A 23,813-nucleotide genomic window follows, 5' to 3' on the forward strand; every position below is an offset into this window, starting at 1 on the left:
GTAAATTTTGAGCAATAGAGCGCCTTCTTCGGCGCTTTTTTTACATCTATTGATCGTAATCAACGGAATGTCTTCTTTGATGAGGATAATACCGCGCCTATGGATAATTCAAATCAATACGACAACAGAGTTCAATTTGAGCTAGAAGCTGTTGATCTGGTCGTCAGTTTATACTGCAGTAGGTTGCATCGAGGGGCAAAGTTATGTTCTCAATGTTTGGAAGTTAAAGAGTACGCTTCAGAGAAAATAGTCAGCTGTAAGAAGTCTGGAGAGAAACCAAGTTGCCATGATTGTAAAGCCAAGTGTTATAGCAATAGTAAGCGACTAGAGATGAAACATATTTATCTCTGGGCGAAGCCTAAAATCAGATGGAGTCATCCCATTTTTTATCTAAGAATGAAATTGGGTGGGTATATACATCAAGATAGGCCGTCAGCGTTGATAGAGTGAGTTTGAAATAAAAAATAGCGCTAATGAGTTAGCGCTATTTTTTTGTCTGATTTTTCTCGTTAGGCCAGTTTGGCTGCTGCTGTTTGTTCGTTGTTTTCTGCTGGGAGCTCTGTTGGTGGGCACTTATCAACGAACCAACCCATGTAAGAGGTGATGATGGTGACCGCAATACAGACAAAACTTAACCACATAAAGGGCGCATAAGAGAGAGTTGCGACCCCCAATATACTGGCCATATAGATGCCATTATCGCTCCATGGCACCATGCCTGACGTGAGTGTCCCACCAAACTCGGCATTTCGAGATAGGTTTTTGCGCTGATAGCCTAAACGGTCATAGTTTTTGGCACAGATTTTTGGCGTTAAAATAAGTGACACATACATGGCCGATCCAAACAGATTCCCAAGGAAGGCGGTGGAGATGGTGGATGTCGCTAAACTGCCTGGCCCTTGAACGCGTTTTTCAAATAACGTCGCAACAGTCTCTAGCACACCCACTTTGTCGAGTAGACCGCCAAAACCAAGACCAAATATGATCACAGCGACGGAACCTAGCATGGAGGACATCCCTCCACGGTTTAAAATTGAATCAATGAAGGCGACACCAGAATCAATCGAGAAAGGGGCCCAAGCGGTATTAAAAGCCACAATGAAGTCAATATCTTGAATCATCACTGCCCAAATGATACCTAGGAGCGAACCAAAACTGATCACTGGGAACGATGGCATTTTTAGAGCAAGGAGTGCGAGAATAATAATAACCGGAACAAAGGAGGCGGGCGTTATGACAAATTGATTTTCCATCGCGCGGATAACTGAGTCGACTTGGCTCATGTCAACATTGCCCGCATAGTGCATACCAAAGCCAGTGAACATGATTCCAGTAATGATATAACTGATCAACGCGATAGGTAACATGCCTTTAATGTGTTCAACCACTTCAACACCAGACATTGAGGACGCTAAAATTACGGAATCAGACAGTGGTGACATTTTATCGCCAAAATAGCAGCCTGAAAGCACTGCACCTGCTGTGATGGGGGCTGGAACGCCGAGACCTTGACCGATTCCCATCATTGCAATGCCTGCTGTACCCGCTGATCCCCATGAGGTCCCCGTAGCCAAAGCCGTCAGTGAGCAGATGATCATAGTGGCCAATAAGAAGATTGAGGGGTGAATGGCTTTCAAACCATAATAGATGATGGTTGGAACAATCCCTCCAGCAATCCAAGTTCCCACCAAAGCGCCCACGGCCAAGAGAATTAAAATCGCGCCTAAACCGTTGGTGATACCTTTTAATGCCGCCTTTTCAAGTGATTGGTAGCTGTGCCCCAGTTTGATGCCTAGAGAGATGATGATAAACCAGCCAATGTAGAGAGCGAGTTGGATAGGGAGATCAAGTTGAGCGGTGAATGAAAATGCCAGAGATAGAAAGAGACCGAGAGCAAGCACAACATGCAGCAGTGAAGGTAATCGAATTTTTTTAGAATACATAGCGAACCTGTAATTTATGAAGCTGGAAGCTAATGCGAGCAGAAGCTATCCTATTTCAGCAACAATAGGGGGATTTCAGTGTGGAAGGTAATTTATCTGAATGTTTAGCAAGATACGATGCTAATTAGTAACTTCATGACTATTTTTACTTYAATTCTTCATAATGATAACTTAACGGTGCATTATTAATCGATAATGTTGTATTTTTGTGTTGTTTTTATCGATTAAATCCCCTTTATTTATGTGGTTTAAACGATGATTATTGAGATTCATACTAAGCATTGAACATTTACAGCTATTAGCTGTGTCTAGTGGGTGTTAATGTTTGTAAATGAATTGAATATTCTACAATTAATTGTTTTTATTATGCTGGTGGATACTACTTAACCTATGGTTTTGTTCATGTTTTCATCTGTTTTGTACTATTTTTTTCAATATGAATTCAAAATAATATACGAAATAATGAAAAATAGACTTGTGTTCTACGCGCGAACAAATTAAAAACATAGGTAGAGAAGTTTTTTGGCAGTAACAACATTTATATTTACAGGGAGTGTTTTGGAATGATGAGAGTAGGTTTAGTTGGCTGGAGAGGAATGGTTGGCTCTGTATTAATGCAGCGCATGGTAGAAGAGAAAGATTTTGATCTTATCAACCCGGTCTTTTTTACTACGTCACAAGTAGGTATTCCAGCCCCTCAACTGGGCAACAAAGAAGCGGGTCTGCTGCAAGACGCGTTTGATATTGATAGTTTAAAGCAGCTTGATGCGATCATTACTTGCCAAGGCGGTAGCTATACCGAGAAAGTCTACCCTGCACTTCGTCAAGCAGGCTGGAAAGGGTACTGGATTGATGCGGCATCAACACTTCGTATGAAAGATGATTCAATCATTACCTTAGATCCAGTCAACCTCAGCCAGATTCAACAAGGTATCCATGGTGGAACTAAGACCTTTGTTGGTGGTAATTGTACCGTTAGCTTGATGTTGATGGCCGTTGGTGGTCTGTATCAAGCTGGTTTGGTGGAGTGGATGAGCGCAATGACTTACCAAGCGGCCTCTGGCGCAGGTGCGAAGAACATGCGTGAGTTGATCTCTCAAATGGGTGTCATCAACGACTCTGTAACCTCAGAACTTGCCAATCCTTCTAGCGCCATTTTAGATATTGATAGAAAAGTGGCTGAAACCCTCCGCTCTAACGCTTTTCCTACGTCAGAATTTGGTGCACCACTTGCTGGCTCTCTGCTTCCTTGGATTGATGTGAAGCGTGAAAATGGTCAAAGTAAAGAGGAGTGGAAAGGATCGGTTGAGACCAACAAAATCCTTGGTCTAGATGGTAAGCCGGTTCCTATCGATGGCACGTGCGTTCGAATTGGGGCAATGCGTTGTCATGCTCAGGCGTTAACCATTAAACTGAAGAAAAATGTGCCAATGGATGAAATCGAAGGCATCATTGCTAGCCATAACGATTGGGTTAAAGTGATTCCGAATGAGCGCGATATAACCTGCCAAGAGTTAACACCAGCCAAAGTAACAGGCACACTCTCTGTTCCTGTGGGTCGTTTGCGTAAAATGACCATGGGTGATGACTTCCTTAATGCCTTTACCGTGGGCGATCAACTACTATGGGGAGCGGCGGAGCCATTACGACGAACGTTGCGTATCCTACTGGCCGAAAAGTCATAACCTCGTCCACTTAAACAGATGATAATAGCCTCGCATTGACGAGGCTTTTTTGTGTGATTAATATCACATTTTACAAAACGATGACTTACACACTCTGTTTTTGATTATCATATTAACCATCTAACATTAGAGGTTAATATGAAGAAAACAGAAGGTTTTACACTCATTGAGTTAGTCGTTGTCATTGTTATCTTAGGCATTCTTGCTGTGACCGCGGCCCCGAAGTTTTTGAATCTACAAAATGATGCAAAAGCAGCAGATATAAAAGGGGCTGCAGGTAGTATTAGTAGTGCGGCACAATTGGCACATTCAAAAGCGGTAATTCTTAATCAAGAGAATGATCCGATGTATTCTTTGGATGGTTATGGCTACCTGACTTATGGCTATCCGATTATTGAGAATGGTGGATTGGAGACATTCTTAGACATGGATATGAAAATGGCTTCGTTAGACCATGACTGGGTATGGGCTGGCTACAATACGGGAGGTACGGTAGCCGATCCTGATTATCGTGTGATTACTCTATCGTCACTCTTCTCGACTGCTCCGACACGAGATGAGATCATTGCGACAAACTGTTACGTTAAATACACAACGGCTATGGAAGTCAATGGATCGTATAAAGTAGAAACATTTACCGATGGCTGTTAGAGCACTCAATTAATTGAATATAAAAAAGAGCCTAAGGCTCTTTTTTTATGTCTATCAGTTGGTGGGCGGTACCACTCTTTCGGAGGGTTCCGGTAGTTCACTGCCACAATGTTTGCAATAGTGTGAATCGTCTTCATGACCACTGCGTGTACAATTAGGGCACTTAACCAATTGTCGATGAGCGCTCATTTCATGACTAAGCTCTGCCGTAATAATGCCGGTGGGCACCGCTAAGATAGAATAACCTAATAACATGGTTAATGACGCAACGGCCTTACCCAAATGCGTATGTGGCACCAGATCTCCGTACCCGACAGTCGTAATCGTCACAATTGCCCAGTAGATGCTCTGTGGAATACTAGTGAAACCATTATCTGGCCCCTCAATAACAAACATCATCGAACCAAAAACAGAGACTAATATGGCGACAGTGCTAAAGAAGATAATGATCTTACGTTTAGACATCAGTAGAGAGCGCATCAGTATATTGGAATCTTGAAGGTAGCGAACCAGCTTTAAGATTCTGAAGATTCGCATCACACGCAATAGACGAATGATGGCCAAGAAACTTGCGCTAGGGAAGAAGATGGCAAGATAGGTTGGTAAAATTGCCAGTAGGTCAATCACACCGTAAAAGCTTCGTGCATAAGCGGTTGGTTTTGGAGAGCAGTATAAGCGCAGTAAGTATTCGACGGTGAACACGGCTGTGAAAGAGTACTCTAATAACCTTAATACATCGCCATATTGCTGTCGGACATGGCTGATTGATTCGAGGATCAAGGTAAGTTGCGAAGCAAGAATAATCACGATCAGCAAAATATCAAACGCTTTCCCCGCTTGAGTGTGAGTACCAAAAATCACGGTATATAACTGATGTTTGAGATTTTTACTGGTCATTATTGAGAATCTAGTGATGGATGGAGCCTTTAGAGTAATAAAAAAACGCCAAACACGCTAATAGCATGTTTGGCGTTTTCCGGAGAAAGCGAACGAGTTACGCTAATCCAGGGAACAAACTTCTTAACCCATTGGCGATGAACTCTATGCCTAATGCACCAAGAATTAAACCCATGATACGAGTAATCACGTTAATCCCTGTCTGACCTAAGAATCTCACTATATAGGGCGCAGAGCGAAACAGTATCCAAGTACAGAGCGCAAACATAATAATAGTAATGATGATGCCTAAAATATTTTGCAGCGTTGAGTATCTAGAACCATAAACAATGGTTGAACTTATTGCACCGGGTCCAGCCATTAACGGCATTGCCAGTGGAACGACTCCAATTTGCTCTCTAGAGGTATACTCAGATTTCTCTTGTTTGTTCTGTTTATCTTCACCCAGTTTACCGCTCATCATCGAAAATGCGATGCTAAGTAGAAGCAGTCCGCCTGCCACTCTGAAAGAATCCAGAGAGATACTGAACATATCAAGCAGCATTTGACCGGCTAATAGGGAGACGATCAAGATAATAGCAACAGCAAGGTTCGCGGTTGCAGCGGTTTTCGCTTTCTCTTCAGGAGTTAGGTGTCCGGTAAGAGAAACAAAAACGGGCATAATTCCTATTGGGTTAACGGTTGCAACTAAACCAAGGAAAAACTGTAGATAGATTGCAATTTCAATTGATTGCATTAGCGATGTACCTAATTAAGAACAGTGATATTTTCGGGTAATGTAATTGAAAGTGTGGTGAAACACTAGTGAATTAAAGTATGTCAACGATTTAGTATAGCTAATGTTTTTCGCTTGTTAATAGTGTTACAAGGTATGAGATTTCAGTGGCATTAATTGTCAATAACGACTATTTTCATAGGCATCCGTCATAGGGTGCATTTTGGTTTAAGTTCACATTTTATGGCTACTTTTGTCCTTAAAAAACAATAATTCGTAAGATAATTACATAAAAGTGACTGATAATCATACAATTCTTGCTATGTATGTCATTAAAATTTGCAAGGTTTTACCTGTAATTCACTGATAAATAATAAATTTTTTAATTGGTATAATGTACTGATACTTAATGGTTATTTAGTTCACGAGAAGTGATCTGAATCAACTTTTTTCGAGGCGTGAAATATTATAATCAATTTTGAAAGCAATTTACTAAGTGTGGATAGCGGTAGTGAAAAAGATGATGAGAATGTCATCACTCTTAAGGAATTCAGTAGCATCCTTAATAAATAGTTTTTAATTTTTAGGAGATCCATTATGCCTGTAACAAATTTGGCTGAACTTGATGCATTAGTTGCTCGTGTACAAGCGGCGCAAAAGGAATTTTCTACCTTTTCTCAAGAAAAAGTAGATGCTATTTTCCGTGCTGCATCATTGGCTGCGAACAATGCGCGTATCCCTCTGGCGCAACAAGCGGTCGCAGAGTCAGGTATGGGTATCATTGAAGACAAAGTGATTAAAAACCACTTTGCATCTGAATTTATCTACAACAAATATAAAGATGAAAAAACCTGTGGCATTCTAGAAGAGAATGAAGAGTTTGGTACCATGACCATCGCTGAGCCAGTCGGCATCATCTGTGGTATCGTTCCAACTACTAACCCAACATCTACAGCGATCTTTAAATCACTTATCTCTTTGAAGACGCGTAACGCAATCATCTTCTCACCACATCCACGTGCTAAAAACTCAACAAATGATGCCGCAAAACTTGTTTTAGATGCAGCAGTAGCAGCAGGTGCTCCAAAGGATATTATTGGTTGGATTGATCAACCATCAGTTGAACTGTCGAACGCACTGATGAAGCACGATGGCGTTAACCTGATTCTTGCAACAGGTGGTCCAGGCATGGTTAAAGCCGCTTACTCTTCAGGTAAGCCTGCGATTGGTGTTGGTGCGGGTAACGTACCTGTCGTTATCGATGATACTGCAGACATTAAACGTGCTGTTGCGTCTGTATTGATGTCAAAAACGTTTGATAACGGTGTTGTTTGTGCGTCTGAGCAAGCCGTTATTGTTATGGATGAAGTGTACGAAGAAGTGAAAGCACGTTTTGCCTCTCATAACGGTTATGTATTAAGCAAAACTGAAGCGGACAAAGTTCGTAAAATCCTATTGATTAACGGTAACTTGAACGCAGATATCGTTGGTCAGCCAGCAACTAAAATTGCTGAAATGGCCGGCATTAAAGTACCAGCGGATACCAAGATTCTAATTGGTGAAGGCGGTGAGGTTTCATACGACGACGAGTTCGCTCATGAAAAACTGTCTCCTACTCTCGGTATGTTCCGTGCCTCGTCATTTGAAAATGCGGTGGATCAAGCTTGTACTATGGTTGATATCGGTGGTATCGGACACACATCTGGTCTCTACACAAACCAAGATACCAACAAAGATCGCATTAAGTACTTTGGCGATAAAATGAAAACAGCACGTATTCTTGTAAACATCCCAACCACACATGGTGGTATTGGTGATCTTTATAACTTTAACGTTGCACCTTCATTGACTCTAGGTTGTGGTTCATGGGGAGGTAACTCTATCTCTGAGAACGTAGGTCCTAAACACCTTATCAACAAAAAAACAGTAGCAAAGCGAGCTGAAAATATGTTGTGGCACAAACTTCCTAAATCCATCTACTTCCGTCGTGGCAGCCTACCAATCGCAATGAGCGATCTTGAAGACAAGAAACGTGCGTTCCTTGTTACTGACCGTTTCCTATTCAACAACGGTTATGCTGACGAAGTGGTATCGCTACTAAAAGCTCAAGGTATTGAAGTTCAAACTTTCTTTGATGTTGAAGCGGATCCAACACTGTCGATTGTAGAGAAAGGCGCTGAAGCAATGAAGAGCTTCCAACCTGACGTTATTATCGCCCTTGGTGGTGGTTCTCCAATGGATGCAGCGAAGATCATGTGGGTAATGTACGAACACCCTGAAACACATTTTGAAGAGCTAGCAATGCGCTTTATGGATATCCGTAAGCGTATATACAAGTTCCCTAAGATGGGTAAAAAAGCAGAATTAGTGTGTATTACTACAACATCAGGTACCGGTTCTGAAGTGACTCCATTTGCGGTGGTTACGGATGACAAGACTGGGGCGAAATACCCACTTGCTGATTACGAATTGACTCCACAAATGGCTATCGTAGATGCAAACTTGGTGATGAACATGCCTAAGTCTCTAACTGCATTTGGTGGTTACGATGCCGTCACTCACGCATTAGAAGCTTACGTATCAGTGCTGGCTAACGAATATTCAGACGGTCAAGCGCTGCAAGCACTTAAGATGCTTAAAGAGTACCTACCATCAAGCTACGCAAATGGTGCTGCTGACCCAATCGCTCGTGAAAAAGTTCACAATGCCGCGACTATCGCTGGTATTGCGTTTGCTAATGCCTTCCTTGGTGTGTGTCACTCAATGGCACATAAAGTAGGTGCAGAGTTCCACGTACCACACGGTCTTGCCAATGCACTGCTTATCTCTAACGTTGTTCGTTATAACGCTAATGATAACCCAACGAAACAGACAGCATTCTCTCAGTACGCAAGCCCACAAGCACGTCGTCGTTACGCTGAAGTGGCCGATCACTTAGGTCTTAGCCAAGCTGGCGACCGTACCGCACAGAAAATTGAACGTCTACTAACTTGGTTAGAAGAGCTGAAAATTGCATTGGATATCCCACTGTCAATTCAAGCCGCTGGTGTTCCAGAAGCGGACTTCTTGGCTAAACTTGACCAGCTTTCTGTGGAAGCGTTTGATGATCAGTGTACTGGTGCTAATCCACGTTACCCATTAATTTCAGAACTTAAAGAAGTACTTAAGTCTGCTTATTACGGTACGGCGTTTGTTGAAGGTGAAACCTTTGAAGGAACAACTGTGATTAAAAAAACAGTTGAAGCTGATGCAAAAGTAGCGAAAAATAAAAAGTAACTGATACGGTTAGTTACTAGCAACGAATAAAAAAACCACTTATTGAAGTGGTTTTTTTTGCTCTGAATGTTGCAGTTAGTGGCATTCGGCCTCTAGCATACGACCATTAAATGAGTCATTTTGGACGATATACTCTGTATTTCTTACTAGCTCGGTTTGCAGTTTGATCAGCGCATTAGTGGATGGTAATTGATCAATGCAGTGGAAGGTCGGCGTGACACCTCCCACTCTGATATTAAATTGTTCCAACTCTCTTGCCCAGCTCTGAGTAATGCCACTTAATACTGCACGGGAATTACTGAGCGAGTCAGACTCACTATTTAACTCATGGTTGGTCACCAAATTAATAATAACGCCCTGTTTATTATGTTTACGCATATTTTGTGCAGCACGCTTACCAATACAGAATAGTTTACTTGCTAAGTCAGTCAGCTGTGAGCTAAACAGTTCGGCACTGTTGCTGCTAAGCAGCGAAGGTGTTTCATCTTCAACCATCGTATTGATCATGACATCAATACCCTTCACATGTTGTTCATCGATGAATGAAAAGAGTTGGCGGATATTATGATCAGTGCCATCGTCTAAAAGATAACTTGATACCTTTCCACCAAGGTGCTCGCAAGTCTGGTGTGTAGACAATAACTGTTTGCTATTGCTGTCGATCAGTATCAGCTTGGCACCTAAAGCTGCAAAGTGCCACGAGATAGCTCGACCCATTTGACTGCCCGATGATGTTATTAAAATAACAGAGTCTTTAATCACCATTATTCTGTTTCCCTCCCCCGGATATGCACAGAATACAGAGATGATTCTTGCATAGGGAGATAAGCATGGTAGATAAACTCAATATATGCGAAGTAACAGATCGTAGATTGGAAGGAATTATCATGAAATGTACAAAAAGTAGACGATGATCTCACTTATTAAGTAGATAACAGTGGAGATAAAATAACAGTATATTTTTTAGGGGATTACGAATTAGGCGACTCTATTCATATCGGCGGTTCGTTTGGCAATAACAAGCTCATTATAGAGCTCATTGGCTGCGACATTGAATGCTTGCGTTGAGGAGGATGCTAATTGGCGACGATCATGGCCAGATAAATTGTGATAGAGATCTTCTGGTAGTTGGTACGTGTGTTGGGGAAGTTGTGCCAATGAGGTTGGCGCGAGATGTTGCAGCAGTCTCGTATCGGACATACCACCAGAGTGAAAACTGTGTGATTGTGCCGCAGATCGTGAGTAGGAGATCTCACTCGCCGTGAGTTCTGCTTCCGGTGCTACCCCTAGTGTTTCACGCAGTGACATTGGGTGCGTCGCGTCAGGGTGCTGAAGAGGACTTTTTTCGCAAAGGTTGCTGGATAGTAGTGACATCATTAAAGCAAAATCAGCTCGTCTTCCTGATTCAACGGCACGGTTAAGCTTATCGCCTAATTGGATTTCGTTGACTAAATACGCTTTATCTAAAGTGTGGAGTTGCATACTAAATTCCTTTGCTGATATAAGCTTATCGGCTCATAGCAAAAAACTTTAGTGCTCCTTTGAAATAAAAAAAGGCTGACCGTAGTCAACCTTTAATGGTGCAATAACCAGATATTGTAACGTGATTACTTGCTTAGATTTGCTGCAACGAATTCCCAGTTTACAAGTGCCCAGAAAGCATTCATGTAGTCTGGACGAACGTTACGGAAATCGATGTAGTAAGCGTGTTCCCACAGATCAACCGTTAGAAGAGGGGTTGATCCTTCTTCTGTTAGCGGTGTAGCAGCGTTTGACGTATTGACGATCTCTAGAGAGCCGTCTGCTTTTTTAACAAGCCAAGTCCAAGATGAACCGAAGTTGTTGATTGCAGAGTCTGTGAATTTTGCTTTAAAGTCAGCAAAAGAACCAAATGAGCTGTTGATTGCTTCTGCAACTGCGCCAGTTGGTTCGCCACCTGCATTTGGAGCTAGGCAGTTCCAGTAGAACGTGTGGTTCCAGATCTGAGCTGCATTGTTAAATACGCCACCAGTAGAAGTTTTGATGATCTCTTCTAATGATTTACCTTCAAACTCAGTACCAGGAATAAGGCCATTTAGCTTTACTACGTAGGTATTGTGGTGCTTGCCGTGATGGTAATCTAACGTCTCTGATGAGATATGTGGTTCAAGCGCATCTTTAGCAAATGGTAGAGCTGGTAATTCAAATGACATTGTGGATTCTCCATGTATTATGCCAGTGTGTACTAGCAAAACTTCCAATAGTTATTGTTGTTTGGAACTGTTTTTTATTTTAGCAAGTTTTTACTTTATTAAAAGGGAAAAAATGCAAAATTAGTGAACAATAATAGCCTTTAAAATTACAGGTGTTTTTTTCTTTTCAATTAACGCGTAGAATCGTTACTAATTAGAGCTGTTACCATTTAGAGGAAGCAAYGGAAACGATTGATAAAATAAAAAAACAGATAGAAGAAAATCACATTTTAGTCTACATGAAGGGTTCCCCTAAACTACCTAGTTGTGGTTTCTCTTCACAAGTGGCTCAAGTATTGGTGAATTGTGGCGAAAAATTCGCGTATGTCGATATTCTGCAAAACCCAGATATTCGTGCTGAACTTCCAATTTATGCTCAGTGGCCAACATTCCCACAACTGTGGATTGAAGGTGAGTTGGTTGGCGGATGTGATATCGTGGTTGAAATGTTCCAAAAAGGTGAACTACAGCCTTTGATTTCTGAAGCAGCAGCTCGTCACCCTGACGCTGAATAGCACACCATTATTTAATAAAAAGCCCTTCGCACTGAGTGTGAAGGGCTTTTTTTTGTCTCAACGGCTTGGTTATAGTGTCATTGCGGCGATCCAACCGAAAATAATTAGCGGTAAATTATAATGTAGGAAGGTTGGAACGACCGTTTCCCAAATGTGTTCATGTTGCCCATCGGCATTCAAGCCCGAAGTGGGGCCTAAGGTTGAATCTGAGGCGGGTGAGCCAGCATCGCCTAAAGCCGCCGCGGTACCCACGAGGGCAACGGTTGCCATAGGTGAGAAACCAAATGCTAGGGCTAAAGGGACGTAAATAGTGGCAATAATTGGGATAGTTGAGAAGGAGGAACCGATCCCCATCGTGACTAACAAGCCAACAATTAACATAAGTAATGCAGCCAGCGGACGATTATCTCCGATGTTCGATGATAAAGCAGCCACTAAGGTTTCTACCCCCCCCGTTGCTTTCATAACAGCGGCAAATCCTGCAGCAGAGATCATAATAAAACCTATCATTGCCATCATATGTACGCCTTTGGTAAAGACATCATGTGTCTCTTTCCACGCGATGACGCCACCAAAAGTAAAGACCATAAAGCCAGCAAGAGCACCGATAATCATCGAACCTGCGACCAATTGAACCGTTAATGCTGTGATGATCGCGGCAATGGCAATGTAGATATGACGCATGTTCAGTGCTAATGGCGTGGCTGAGCTATTCTGATCTGCGACACTTTTGTACTCTCTTGGTTTGCGGTAGCTGAAAAAGACCGCAATGAATAGTCCGCTTACCATGCCTAAAGCGGGCAGCAACATAGCTACAGGAACTTGGCTACCGACAATGTCTAATCCATTATCATGCAAGTTTTTCAATAAAATATTATTGAGGAAGATCCCGCCAAAACCTACAGGCAATACCATATAAGGAGTGACTAAACCAAATGTGAGGACACAAGCCACTAAGCGGCGATCGAGTTTCAGCTTGGCAAATACGACGAGTAAAGGTGGAATTAAAATGGGGATAAACGCGATATGTACCGGAATCACATTCTGAGATGAAATTGCAATAATGGCTAAGGTAAATAGCAGGGTATATTTTACCTTTATAGATGCCGCCGCATTATCATGACCACTGATTTTCTTGATGACGGTTTGCGCCAGAAGGTCGGTAACACCTGAGCGCGAGATAGCGACTGCAAAAGCACCTAACATGGCGTAGCTTAATGCAATGGTTGCACCACCACCCAGACCATTTTCAAACGCTTGAATGGTATCTGTAAGAGAGATACCGGCAGACAGACCACCTACAAGAGCACTGAATGTTAATGCCACAACAACGTTCACTCGCATTAAAGCGAGTATCAGCATAAAGCAGACAGAGAGTATGACTGGGTTGATGTATTCGAGAAGAAAACTCATGAGATCGATGAACCTATTTAGTAATGAACATAATTATGGGACGCGTATTGATAAGGTTACTCTGAGATATCATTCGGCTCATCGTCCGCTATCAGTGGCCAACCACCTAATGCTTTCCATTTATTAACAATGTGGCAGAACAGCTCTGCTGTGCGTTCGGTATCATAAAGTGCAGAGTGCGCTTCTTTGCCATCGAAGTCGATTTTGGCCGTCTTACACGCTTTGGCCAGAACCGTTTGACCTAATGCAAGACCACTGAGTGCAGCTGTATCAAAGGTACAGAATGGATGAAAAGGAATACGCTTTAACTTTGAACGTTCAGCAGCTTCCATGACAAAGCTGTGATCAAACGTTGCGTTATGGGCAACCATAATGGCACGCTGGCAATCGAGGTTCTTTTGCTCTTTACGAACTTGTTTAAAGATCTCTTTTAAGGCGTGTTCTTCTGATACCGCACCACGCAGTGGGCTGAGCGGATCGCGAATACCGTTAAAGTCTAAAGCGGCTTGTTCAATGTTTGCCCCTTCAAAAGGCAATACATGGAAATGCATTGTGGTTGCTGGATGTAAAAACCCATCTTCGTCCATGGTTAAGGTGATGGCACAAATTTCAAGCAGTGCGTCTGTTTTGGCATTGAACCCTGCTGTTTCAACGTCTATCACAACAGGAAAGTAGCCTCTAAATCGGCTTTTTAGTAGGTTTTCATCTTTAACAGCGGTCATTTAGATATTATCTTAGTCAAATAGGGCGCTATTATTACAGAAAAGGGGCCTAGGCTGAACTCTGATTTAAGTGGTTTTGGCATTTTAACGCGAATAAAAAATTGGATGAACGTAATTGAGCGTATATTATTGGCAACTATGGCGGGCTTCTTGCATTAAAAAGTGCAGTTGCGTGCTCATTGTGTGAATGGGACAAACATTGCCACATGAGTTTTTTGCGGCATCAGAATTTTAGTTGTTTAGGTATTTATGAAAAAGATTGTGTATTCGTTAATGGTGACTCTACTGATGGTGCCCTATGTATCGGCATCAAAACAGTATGTAGCTCAACCAGGTCAATCTGAATGGAAAATGGTGGTGAACACGCCTTTGCAGTGTCAATTAAATCATCCGATCCCAAGCTATGGTGATGCCACCTTTACCTCAATGGCCAGTAAAAAAATCAATTTGGATTTCGAACTCAAAATGCGTCGTGCCATGGGGGAGACTCGTAATGTCTCTTTGGTCTCAATGCCTCCTCGTTGGATGCCAGGTGAAAGTGCCGAGTCGATAACGCATTTACGCTTTTACAAGCAGTTTGATGGTTATGTCGGTGGCCAAACTGCTTGGGGACTATTAGCAGAACTTGAGAGTGGTCGTTACCCTACCTTTACCTATTCTGATTGGCAGAATCGCGATAAATTAATTGAAGTATCACTCTCTTCCGTGCTGTTTCAATCTGCTTATGATGAATTCAGTACTTGTGTCTCTAATTTACTGCCATACAGTTTTGAAGATATCTCATTTACTATTTTGCACTACAGTAAAAACAGTGATCAGCTCAACAAAGCGTCACAGAAGCGATTGTCACAGATTGCTGAATATGTTCGTTACAGTGATGATATTGACCTGGTGTTAGTATCAACATATACCGATTCGTCAGGGGGAAAGAACGTCAATCAGAACCTCTCTGAGAAGCGAGCGAAAAGGTTACAAGAGTATTTTGAATCCATTGGTATGCCAGGAGACAGAATCCAAGTTCAGGGGTATGGTAAACGCAGACCTATCGCTGACAACGATACGCCAATAGGCAAAGATAAAAACCGTCGTGTTGTGATCTCGCTAGGCCGAACGCTCATTTAGTCGGGTAGTGTCACGGATAACGAAAAATGCCAGCTAACTGCTGGCATTTTTACTATTGAGTGTGGATTGCTACTTTAGGGTATCTTGATGATTAGAGAAATCATCCCCTTTGGCCATACGGTCGTACATGATGACATTCACAGCGGCAGCCAAGTTCATGCAGCCATTAGTTGGGACATAAATGGTCTCTTTACAGAAGTTAGTAATCTGTTTCTTGAGGGTGCCATCTTCAGGTCCAAAGATATAAAAAGCGCGTGCAGGGTGCTTATATTCTGGTAGAGGCTTTGCACCGGGTATTAAATCGACGGCAATGGGTACACAACCTAATGGGATGACTGATTTTAAGTCTTCCACACCAATTAATGGAATATTGTAGTGTGCATTTTTTGTATCAGTACAAAATTGTTTGGCCATTTCATAGCGCTTGCCAGTATAGAATACTGAGTTCACCCCATAACAACCAGCGGCGCGCATCACTGAGCCCACATTTTCAGGGGTTTTCGGGTTAACTAAACCAATACAAGAGTAACCTTTGCTCATAAACTGCGCTCTATACAAAAAAATGAAGCGGGATTATAACCAAAGCAAGGCGCTTTATACAAGCCGATAGGACAAGGTTAGTGCAATCTAAACGTTGCGATTAGCTCACATTGAGCTGCATTATCAAGATGTTTTACCTGTTCAGCAACGACAGGGTTAGGGTGTCGCTTCATAAAATCAATGAGGGCTTTTTTACAACAGCCGAGTGATGAAACAAAAGAGCTACATGCTTTATGGGGACATTGAGGAATAAGAAGCAGGATCTTTTCTGAAGCAAGCTGTAGATACTTTAATTCATAGTCAGAATCGTGGTTCTTTCGCCAGAAGTTTGCAAGGTTGTGGCAGGAGGATAAGCTGATGATTAAGCGGTCATCCAGTGAATAGCGTTGATCTTCAATCATCGATTCTGAGATGCTGAACGCCTGTTGATAGTGAATCATTGAGCGTAAATGGTCGTTTTCCTGCATAGCAGAATCAGCCAGTAGAGTGTGTTGTTCCCAATTCTCAATGCTCATAATTCCTTTCCATACCACTTTGGAGTTAATATTGCATTGAGATTAATTGATAACCGTTATCATTTGTATCTATTTTCTTACTGGAAGCAGAAAAATGTGAGGCAGTTATCACTTTTTGATGTGGAAGAATTTATCCTTCAAGGCCAGCACTGGCATCTCTGTTTTGGATTAATTCAATCATATACCCATCTGGATCTTTCACGAAGGCGATGTGCGTCGAGCCGCCTTTGACTGGGCCTGCTTCACGGGTAATATTACCGCCTGCTGCTTTAATGGCATAGCAGGTAGAGTAGATATCATCAACGCCAATCGCAATATGACCAAACGCGTTGCCATGGTCATAACTTTCAGTACCCCAGTTGTAAGTCAGCTCAATGACAGCGCCTTGAGACTCGTCACCAAAACCGAGAAATGCCAGCGTATATTTATACTCTTCATTGCTGTTTTGGCGCAGTAGAGTCATGCCCATTACGGTAGAGTAAAACTCGATAGATTTGTCTAAATCACCAACACGAATCATGGTGTGTAGAATTCTTCCCATAGCCATATTGTTACCTACTTTTAGTTATCAGTTTTGTCTGCAAATTCGCAGAGATCTTCAATCAAACAGCTGCCACAACGTGGTTTTCTAGCGATACAGGTGTAACGCCCATGCAGAATTAACCAGTGATGAACATCTAATTTGAACTCTTTTGGAACCACTTTGAGTAATTTTTTTTCCACTTCATTTACGTTTTTTCCCATCGCTAGCTTTGTGCGGTTACTGACGCGAAATATATGGGTATCAATGGCAATAGTCGGCCAACCAAAAGCAGTGTTTAGAACCACATTTGCAGTTTTATGGCCAACGCCTGGAAGCGCCTCTAGAGCCTCTTGATCTTCAGGTACTTCACCACCATGAAGATCCATAATCATTCGACAGGTTTTGATCACATTGACCGCTTTGGTATTAAACAGTCCGATGGTTTTTATGTAGCTTTTTAGGCCGTCAACGCCAAGATCGAAAATGGTTTGAGGGGTGTTGGCGACTGGATAGAGTTTATCCGTGGCTTTATTGACACTGACATCTGTAGCCTGTGCAGACAGCAGTACCGCAATCAGTAATTCAAAGGGTGTTGACCAGTTGAGCTCAGTTTCCGGGTGGGGGTTCTCTGCCCTTAATCGCTCAAGTATCTCTACACGTTTGACGTTGTTCATACGGTTTTCACTCTACTCTTTTTTATTATTAACTGATTCTTACGCGCTCAATTTGTGTTTTTTCTTCTTTGGGCGAAATCATCTTCACGCGATTATCAATCACATTTTTTAGTGCTATCAACAAACCGACGCCAATAAATGCTCCGGGAGGTAAAATCGCTAATAGAAACTTACTGTCAAAATGGAATATCTCGATTCTGAGCATTAATGCCCATTCTCCGAGAAGTAGATCGGCGCCGTCAAACAGGGTGCCATTGCCAAGGATTTCACGCATGGCACCAAGGAGAACCAAAACGGCGGTCATGCCAATGCCCATCCATATTCCATCAAGAAGAGCAAGCTTAGGGCTGTTCTTCGAGGCGAACGCTTCTGCACGCCCGATGATGATGCAGTTAGTCACGATAAGGGGAATGAATATACCTAGAGATTGGTATAAACCGTAAGCATAAGCATTCATGAGCAGCTGCACGCACGTTACTAGTGAGGCAATGATCATAACAAAAATGGGGATACGTACCTCTTTGGGTACCCATTGACGAACTAATGAAACGATTAGGTTTGAACCCACCAATACTAGGGTGGTGGCCAAACCCAAACCAAGAGCATTAGTTAGAGTGGCTGATACAGCAAGTAGAGGACATAAGCCAAGAAGCTGAACTAAAGCAGGGTTGTTATTCCACAATCCATTGTTCATTAGCTCTTTGTGGTTTGATTGCTCACTCATTTCGCCTCCTGACAATTTTTTGGTAGTGCATAGATAGCGTCTCTATTTTTTTGATAGTAGAGCACCACTTTCTTGGTCGCTTTTATTATCGCTCTTGGTGTAATTGTGGCGCCGGTAAATTGATCAAACTGACCGCCATCTTTTTTTACAGCCCACTGATTTTCAGTGTTTGGAGTCAATGATTGGCCAGTAAAGGATAGAATCCAGTCTGATATACGAAGATCAATTTTATCGCCAAGGCCCGGTGTTTCGTTATGGGATAACACGCGGACACCGGTGACTTCAGCGTTGTAACTTAAACCGACAATGATCTTAATCGCTCCGTTATAACCATCTGGTGCAATCGTTTCTATCGCAACACCAGAAGGTTTATCCTGCTTTGTTGCAATATAAGCAGGAGTTGCCACTGTGGTCCCTAGCGCTGGCGAAGCTGCGATCACTGAGCAGCTTAAATAGAGCTCATTGTCATGATTGTCCGCTGGGATCACTTGGTTAAGTACTTTAAGAAGGTGTATCTGCTCTTGTTGTTGAATGCGATCCGCCGTTAACGCATAAGTGGCCACCACTAAACTGGTAGAGGCTATGGCAAATAGGGTAAGAACAAGAGAACTCTTTTTAATGGCTTTAATCATAGTCTATCCCTTCACGTGGCCGTATGTGCGTGGTTTGGTGTAGTAATCAATCAAGGGAACACACATATTGGCAAGTAATACGGCAAAAGCGATGCCATCGGGGAACCCTCCCCAGCTACGAATGATGAAAATGAGCAGACCAATAGATGCCCCATAAACCACTCTGCCTTTTGGTGTTGTCGCTGCCGACACAGGGTCTGTGGCAATGAAAAATGCACCAAGCATGGTGGCACCAGAAAATAGGTGGATAGCCGGGGAGGCTGCTGTATCAGGATTGAACAGATAAAAAATAAGGCTAAAGCTAAACAGTGACGCTAGTAGCGAGAGAGGGATTTGCCACTGAATGACACGCAGTTTTAACAAGATAATGCCACCAACAAAAAAACCAATGTTAATCCACTGCCAACCAATACCTGCTAATGATCCAAAGATAGGCTGCTGATAGATCTCTTGTGTGGTTAGGCCATTTTTTAATGACGTTTTGATGGTATCTAAAGGGGTCGCCATCGTGATGCCATCAACGCTATTTTGTAACTGAAAAATTGAAAACCCTTCACTTGAATGACCGGTAAAAATCACCATGAATGAATCAACAAAACCGACTTTGTTCGCGAGTAAATCTTGAGGAGGTAACCAAGTAGTCATCTCTAATGGGAAGGAGATTAATAGCACGACATAAGCAACCATCGCTGGGTTAAATAAGTTTTGACCTATCCCCCCATACAGGTGTTTTGCCACCACAATGGCTGAGATCACACCGATGACCGTAATCCACCAAGGCGCAAGGGGGGGAATGGCTAACCCGATTAACAGACCAGTAAGTAGCGCACTATTATCTGATAAATAGGGCGCTAGCGGTCTCTTTCGTAGCAATAATACGGCGGCTTCTGTGATGACCGCTAACAGCATGGCAAAGAGAACTTGAATTAATGACCCAAAACCAAAAAATAGCGTTTGAGCAAATAGGCCGAAACCGGTGCATAACATGACCCATAACATCAGCTCGCTGGTGCGACGTTGAATGTGAGCATGTGGTGAGCTTGAGATAAAGAATGCCACGGTTTAACTATCCTTCTGTTCAGTATTTTGTGCTTTTCTTGCTTTAGCACGTGCAATAGCGGCGGCAACGGCGGCTTTTTTCGGATCCGCAGCTGGTGCGGTCTCTTTTACCTCATCAGCTTGATTGTCACTGCTTTCAACTTGTTGTGCCTTTCTTGCTTTGGCACGTGCAATAGCGGCGGCAACGGCAGCTTTTTTCGGATCCGCAACTGGTGCGGTCTCTTTTACCTCATCAGCTTGATTGTCACTGCTTTCAACTTGTTGTGCCTTTCTTGCTTTGGCACGTGCAATAGCGGCGGCAACGGCGGCTTTTTTCGGATCCGCAGCTGGTGCGTTCTCTTTTACCTCATCAGTTTGATTGTCACTGCTTTCAACTTGTTGTGCCTTTCTTGCTTTGGCACGTGCAATAGCGGCGGCAACGGCGGCTTTTTTCGGATCCGCAGCTGGTGCAGTCTCTTTTACCTCACTGTTTTCTGCTTGCTGGGCTTTTTTTGCTTTAGCGCGAGCAATAGCGGCGGCAACAGCAGCATTTTTGGCTGTTGGTTTTTCTGGCACACACTCGCTCTGTTGCTTAGCTCGCTTTTCTCGAGCCTGCTGTTTTCTTTCTTCTCGGAGCTTTTGCATCTCACTATTGTCTGGTTGAGATTGAGATGCACTGGCGGCTTGTTTGGCTTTCGCTCTTGCAATCGCAGCCGCTACAGCAGGTTTGGTGTCACTTTTTTCAGTAATAGATTCACTGGATTTTTGCGCCTTAACCCTAGAAATAGCCGCGGAGAGTGCATTGTCATCACCTTTTGCGAGCATGGTCTTTTTACGTTGTTCAGCAGCCAACTTAAATTTATTTTCTCGGTCAGCTTTGTCTTGCTCAAGGCGTGCATTTCGCTCTTCAAAGCGTAATTTTGCTCGCTCGGCCTTTTGCGCATCCTCTTTGCGAGCCCAAATTTCAGACTTTGCTTGGCGGTAATATTGCACGAGAGGAATGTCACTAGGGCAGACGTAAGCACAGGCTCCACACTCTATGCAATCTGATAAGTTGTACTCTTCACATTTGTCATACTCTGCCGATTTTGCGTACCAATAGAGCTGCTGTGGTAATAACACACTTGGGCAGACTTCGGCACAACTACTGCAACGGATACAGGCCATCTCATACTTGTTGATTGGCAGCTCTTTGCGAGTAGGAGTGATAATGCAGTTAGTAATTTTGGTAACGGGGACCTCAGTGTGTGGCAAGGTATAACCCATTAACGAGCCACCCATAATAATACGAGGGTGTTTTTTGTCTTTTTGGTAACCGTGTTTAGTGAGTAGGTATTCGACAGAGGTACCCAGAAGAGCCCAAACGTTACCAGGCTGTTCGATGCTGTTTCCAGTTAAGGTGACAACGCGTTCAATGAGAGGTTCTGCATCACAAATGGCTTTTTTGATGGCAAAAATAGTACCCACGTTTTGCACGATAACACCAACATCAGTAGAGCGGCCTCGAGTTGGAACTTCTCTACCTGTTAATATCTTGAGCAGTTGACGTGAACCGCCAGAGGGGTATTTAGTCGGGATTACTCGAATGACAATCTCATCGTCATCTTTTGAGGCACTAATCAGTGCATCGATCGCTTCGGGTTTGTTGTCTTCAATGCCAATAATGGTCAGTTTAGGTGTGAGAATATGTCTAAGAATTTTAATGCCTTCGATCACCTCTTTTGAGTGATCCTGCATTAAGCGGTCATCGGCGGTGATATAGGGTTCACATTCGGCAGCATTGATGATTAAGATGTCGGCTTTGCCTACACCGGTCTGAATTTTTCTGCTGGTCGGAAAGCCTGCACCACCCATTCCAGAGATACCTGCAGAACGAATTTTCTCGATTAAGATAGCCGGGTCTACTGATAGATAATCAGAGACAGGTTTTCGCTTACACCAACGGTCTTCTCCGTCTGTGCTGATCACAATACATAAATCACTCAAGCCTGATGGGTGTGCGATTGTTCTCGGTTCTATGGCCGTGACCGTTCCTGACGTGGGGGCATGAACAGGCACAGACATAGCAAAATTGCCTTGGGTCAGGGGTTGACCTTTTAGTACGTTGTCTCCGACAGAGACAAGAATCTCCCCTTTCGCTCCAATATGCTGTTTGAGTGGCAGCGTAATCTCATCTGGGATCCCAGCATGAACCAATGGATGTTTGCTAGAGATATGTTTATTTTCTGGTGGGTGAATGCCGCCATGAAAATCCCATAGCTGCCCCTGTTTGATCTGCTCGATGATGGACAACATAGATTATGACTCCATCTTGTGTTGTGGTGCATCAGAAGGAAGAGTGACGATGGGAATTTGGTTCAACTGCCATTTCCAGCTTTCAGGTGTCATTTCAATAGGGATCATTTCTATACAATCTGTTGGGCAAGGGGCAACACAGAGATCGCAACCCGTGCACTCGGCTTTGATTACGGTATGCATTGATTTGGTGCCGCCGACTATGGCATCGACTGGGCAAGCTTGAATACACTTAGTGCAGCCTATGCAATCCGCTTCGTGTATGTAAGCAACCGTTTTTATTCCTTTGTCCTCATCATGAGCGGACTCTTCGACATCGACACCCATTAGATCAGCTAACTTCTCAATGGTTGCTTGTCCACCTGGAGGGCATTTATTAATGTTGTCACCATTTGCAATCGCTTGGGCATAAGGGCGACAGCCGGGGTAACCACACTGACCACACTGAGTTTGTGGTAGAAGGCTATCTATCTGCTCCACAATCGGATTCGATTTCACTTTAAATTTGATCGAAGCAAAACCGAGGATGACACCAAAGACTGCTGCTAATGCTGAAATAGCGATAATCGCAATGAGTAATGTGCTCATACTAGAGTTTCACCAATCCTGTAAAGCCCATGAAAGCAAGGGACATTAAACCTGCGGTTATCATGGCTATGGATGCCCCTTTAAATGGAAGTGGGACATCAGAGGCGGCGATACGCTCTCTCATGGAGGCGAACAGTACCAAGACTAATGAGAAACCCGCGGCAGCGCCAAATCCATAAATGATGGATTCGATAAAATCATGGCTCTCGTTTACGTTAAGTAAAGCGACGCCAAGAACAGCACAATTGGTGGTAATCAGTGGAAGGAAAATACCCAGAACTCGGTACAGTGTCGGGCTAGTTTTATGCACCACCATCTCGGTAAACTGTACCACAACAGCAATGACGAGAATAAAACTCATAGTGCGAAGATATTCAATACCAAGCGGTTTTAGAATATAGCTTTCGATTAAGTAGGAGCAGACTGAAGCTAAGGTAAGAACAAATGTGGTGGCTAACCCCATACCAATAGCGGTCTCTAATTTCTTAGAAACCCCCATAAAGGGACATAAGCCTAAAAACTTCACCAGTACAAAGTTATTAACGAGTACTGTGCCTACAAGGAGTAATAGATAGTCAGTCATACCAACATGATGATGTTTATAAAGAGATTTAGATATTATCGTTGGTTGCGCTCGGGATAACAACCATTCAACGGTAGGGTTTTTACTTTATTACGAAAAAAAATGAAAAAAGCCTCGTCAATGACGAGGCTTTAGTGTGTGGCTCCCTTTGCTGGACTTGAACCAGCGACATACGGATTAACAGTCCGGCGTTCTACCAACTGAACTAAAAGGGAACAGGTATTGCGAATTTGGCTCCCTCTGCTGGACTTGAACCAGCGACATACGGATTAACAGTCCGGCGTTCTACCAACTGAACTAAGAGGGAATTGCTGAAAGCGGGAAAATTCTAACGATCAACAAAAAAACTGTCAACTAGAATCATCTAAAAAATGGTTTTTAATTATCACTATTTTTGTCATAAAAAAAGATTGACATTCATTGACCCTTTTATGCAAAAGGCTAAGATTAGTTATCCACTAAAATTGTGGATAACTATGTTGATGAGTCCCTTGAATGTACGATGAAGCCTTATTCCCCCTAGAGGTAAGT

24 protein-coding genes and 2 tRNA genes are annotated in these 23,813 nt (G+C 43.0%); 6 read left to right on the forward strand and 20 right to left on the reverse strand.

What is annotated here, in order from left to right:
* The first annotated feature begins 99 nt into the window (after positions 1-99).
* Entirely contained in the window at positions 100-450 is a 351-nt protein-coding gene (locus tag L4C32_RS11155) for a nitrous oxide-stimulated promoter family protein (protein WP_428196958.1), read from the forward strand.
* Positions 451-509: 59 nt separating this feature from the next.
* Here the strand turns inward: L4C32_RS11155 and nhaC are convergent, their stop codons facing one another.
* Entirely contained in the window at positions 510-1,943 is a 1,434-nt protein-coding gene (nhaC, locus tag L4C32_RS11160; protein ID WP_428196959.1) for a Na+/H+ antiporter NhaC, read from the reverse strand.
* 566 nt (positions 1,944-2,509) lie between these two features.
* Between nhaC and asd the strand changes: the two genes are divergently transcribed.
* Together asd and L4C32_RS11170 are read left to right on the forward strand one after the other, a co-directional pair.
* Positions 2,510-3,628, forward strand: coding sequence for an aspartate-semialdehyde dehydrogenase (asd, locus tag L4C32_RS11165; protein ID WP_428196980.1), 1,119 nt, complete (start codon positions 2,510-2,512; stop codon positions 3,626-3,628).
* A 138-nt stretch (positions 3,629-3,766) separates the two neighbouring features.
* Positions 3,767-4,279, forward strand: coding sequence for a pilus assembly FimT family protein (locus L4C32_RS11170; RefSeq protein ID WP_428196960.1), 513 nt, complete (start codon positions 3,767-3,769; stop codon positions 4,277-4,279).
* 54 nt (positions 4,280-4,333) lie between these two features.
* On the opposite strand, the gene L4C32_RS11175 is transcribed toward L4C32_RS11170, so the two are convergent.
* A complete protein-coding gene (locus L4C32_RS11175) occupies positions 4,334-5,176 on the reverse strand; it encodes an ion transporter (RefSeq protein WP_428196961.1) in 843 nt (280 codons plus the stop codon).
* Positions 5,177-5,273: 97 nt separating this feature from the next.
* Positions 5,274-5,912, reverse strand: coding sequence for a YchE family NAAT transporter (locus L4C32_RS11180; protein ID WP_428196962.1), 639 nt, complete (start codon positions 5,910-5,912; stop codon positions 5,274-5,276).
* Positions 5,913-6,488: 576 nt separating this feature from the next.
* Between L4C32_RS11180 and adhE the strand changes: the two genes are divergently transcribed.
* Complete coding sequence (adhE, locus tag L4C32_RS11185) at positions 6,489-9,167, forward strand: bifunctional acetaldehyde-CoA/alcohol dehydrogenase (RefSeq protein WP_428196963.1); 2,679 nt, start codon at positions 6,489-6,491, stop codon at positions 9,165-9,167.
* Between the two features lie 75 nt (positions 9,168-9,242).
* Here the strand turns inward: adhE and L4C32_RS11190 are convergent, their stop codons facing one another.
* The 3 genes from L4C32_RS11190 to sodB all read right to left on the reverse strand — a co-directional run bounded on the left by L4C32_RS11190 (position 9,243) and on the right by sodB (position 11,359).
* A complete protein-coding gene (locus L4C32_RS11190; RefSeq protein WP_428196964.1) occupies positions 9,243-9,932 on the reverse strand; it encodes an SDR family oxidoreductase in 690 nt (229 codons plus the stop codon).
* A gap of 213 nt (positions 9,933-10,145) precedes the next feature.
* A complete protein-coding gene (locus L4C32_RS11195; RefSeq protein ID WP_428196965.1) occupies positions 10,146-10,649 on the reverse strand; it encodes a VC2046/SO_2500 family protein in 504 nt (167 codons plus the stop codon).
* Positions 10,650-10,774: 125 nt separating this feature from the next.
* Positions 10,775-11,359 (reverse strand): superoxide dismutase [Fe], encoded by a 585-nt coding sequence (sodB, locus tag L4C32_RS11200; protein WP_428196966.1) that lies wholly within the window; start codon positions 11,357-11,359, stop codon positions 10,775-10,777.
* Positions 11,360-11,589: 230 nt separating this feature from the next.
* On the opposite strand from sodB, the gene grxD reads away from it, so the two are divergent.
* On the forward strand, positions 11,590-11,913 hold the full coding sequence (gene grxD, locus L4C32_RS11205) for a Grx4 family monothiol glutaredoxin (RefSeq protein WP_428196981.1): 324 nt from the start codon (positions 11,590-11,592) through the stop codon (positions 11,911-11,913).
* A 69-nt stretch (positions 11,914-11,982) separates the two neighbouring features.
* Here grxD and L4C32_RS11210 read toward each other — a convergent pair whose 3' ends face one another.
* Together L4C32_RS11210 and rnt are read right to left on the reverse strand one after the other, a co-directional pair.
* On the reverse strand, positions 11,983-13,305 hold the full coding sequence (locus tag L4C32_RS11210) for a Na+/H+ antiporter family protein (protein WP_428196982.1): 1,323 nt from the start codon (positions 13,303-13,305) through the stop codon (positions 11,983-11,985).
* A gap of 77 nt (positions 13,306-13,382) precedes the next feature.
* Positions 13,383-14,048, reverse strand: a complete 666-nt coding sequence (gene rnt / locus L4C32_RS11215; RefSeq protein ID WP_428196967.1) for a ribonuclease T — start codon at positions 14,046-14,048, stop codon at positions 13,383-13,385.
* A 249-nt stretch (positions 14,049-14,297) separates the two neighbouring features.
* Here rnt and motY point away from each other — a divergent pair, with 249 nt between their 5' ends.
* Positions 14,298-15,170, forward strand: a complete 873-nt coding sequence (motY, locus tag L4C32_RS11220; RefSeq protein ID WP_428196968.1) for a flagellar protein MotY — start codon at positions 14,298-14,300, stop codon at positions 15,168-15,170.
* Positions 15,171-15,239: 69 nt separating this feature from the next.
* On the opposite strand, the gene L4C32_RS11225 is transcribed toward motY, so the two are convergent.
* The 12 genes from L4C32_RS11225 to L4C32_RS11280 form a co-directional block, all read right to left on the reverse strand.
* A complete protein-coding gene (locus L4C32_RS11225; RefSeq protein WP_428196969.1) occupies positions 15,240-15,710 on the reverse strand; it encodes an RNA methyltransferase in 471 nt (156 codons plus the stop codon).
* Positions 15,711-15,787: 77 nt separating this feature from the next.
* Positions 15,788-16,225 carry a DUF2753 family protein gene (locus tag L4C32_RS11230; protein ID WP_428196970.1) on the reverse strand — a complete coding sequence of 146 codons (438 nt, stop codon included), beginning with the start codon at positions 16,223-16,225 and terminating at the stop codon, positions 15,788-15,790.
* 130 nt (positions 16,226-16,355) lie between these two features.
* Positions 16,356-16,772 (reverse strand): lactoylglutathione lyase, encoded by a 417-nt coding sequence (gloA, locus tag L4C32_RS11235; protein ID WP_428196971.1) that lies wholly within the window; start codon positions 16,770-16,772, stop codon positions 16,356-16,358.
* Positions 16,773-16,786: 14 nt separating this feature from the next.
* Positions 16,787-17,422 (reverse strand): endonuclease III, encoded by a 636-nt coding sequence (gene nth / locus L4C32_RS11240; RefSeq protein ID WP_428196972.1) that lies wholly within the window; start codon positions 17,420-17,422, stop codon positions 16,787-16,789.
* A 28-nt stretch (positions 17,423-17,450) separates the two neighbouring features.
* Positions 17,451-18,146: an electron transport complex subunit E gene (locus L4C32_RS11245; protein WP_428196973.1), complete on the reverse strand. Its 696-nt coding sequence runs from the start codon at positions 18,144-18,146 to the stop codon at positions 17,451-17,453.
* Entirely contained in the window at positions 18,143-18,778 is a 636-nt protein-coding gene (gene rsxG / locus L4C32_RS11250; protein ID WP_428196974.1) for an electron transport complex subunit RsxG, read from the reverse strand. Before rsxG ends, L4C32_RS11245 begins: the two co-directional genes overlap by 4 nt.
* A gap of 3 nt (positions 18,779-18,781) precedes the next feature.
* Positions 18,782-19,837 (reverse strand): electron transport complex subunit RsxD, encoded by a 1,056-nt coding sequence (rsxD, locus tag L4C32_RS11255; RefSeq protein ID WP_428196975.1) that lies wholly within the window; start codon positions 19,835-19,837, stop codon positions 18,782-18,784.
* A gap of 3 nt (positions 19,838-19,840) precedes the next feature.
* A complete protein-coding gene (gene rsxC / locus L4C32_RS11260; protein WP_428196976.1) occupies positions 19,841-22,111 on the reverse strand; it encodes an electron transport complex subunit RsxC in 2,271 nt (756 codons plus the stop codon).
* A 3-nt stretch (positions 22,112-22,114) separates the two neighbouring features.
* Complete coding sequence (gene rsxB, locus L4C32_RS11265) at positions 22,115-22,699, reverse strand: electron transport complex subunit RsxB (RefSeq protein WP_428196977.1); 585 nt, start codon at positions 22,697-22,699, stop codon at positions 22,115-22,117.
* 1 nt (position 22,700) lies between these two features.
* Positions 22,701-23,282 (reverse strand): electron transport complex subunit RsxA, encoded by a 582-nt coding sequence (gene rsxA / locus L4C32_RS11270; RefSeq protein WP_428196978.1) that lies wholly within the window; start codon positions 23,280-23,282, stop codon positions 22,701-22,703.
* 139 nt (positions 23,283-23,421) lie between these two features.
* Positions 23,422-23,497 (reverse strand) — tRNA-Asn (locus tag L4C32_RS11275).
* Between the two features lie 16 nt (positions 23,498-23,513).
* A tRNA-Asn gene (locus L4C32_RS11280) sits at positions 23,514-23,589 on the reverse strand.
* Positions 23,590-23,813 lie beyond the last annotated feature (224 nt).

It is taken from the genome of Aliivibrio kagoshimensis, from assembly GCF_050337105.1.
Lineage (GTDB): Bacteria > Pseudomonadota > Gammaproteobacteria > Enterobacterales > Vibrionaceae > Aliivibrio_A > Aliivibrio_A kagoshimensis.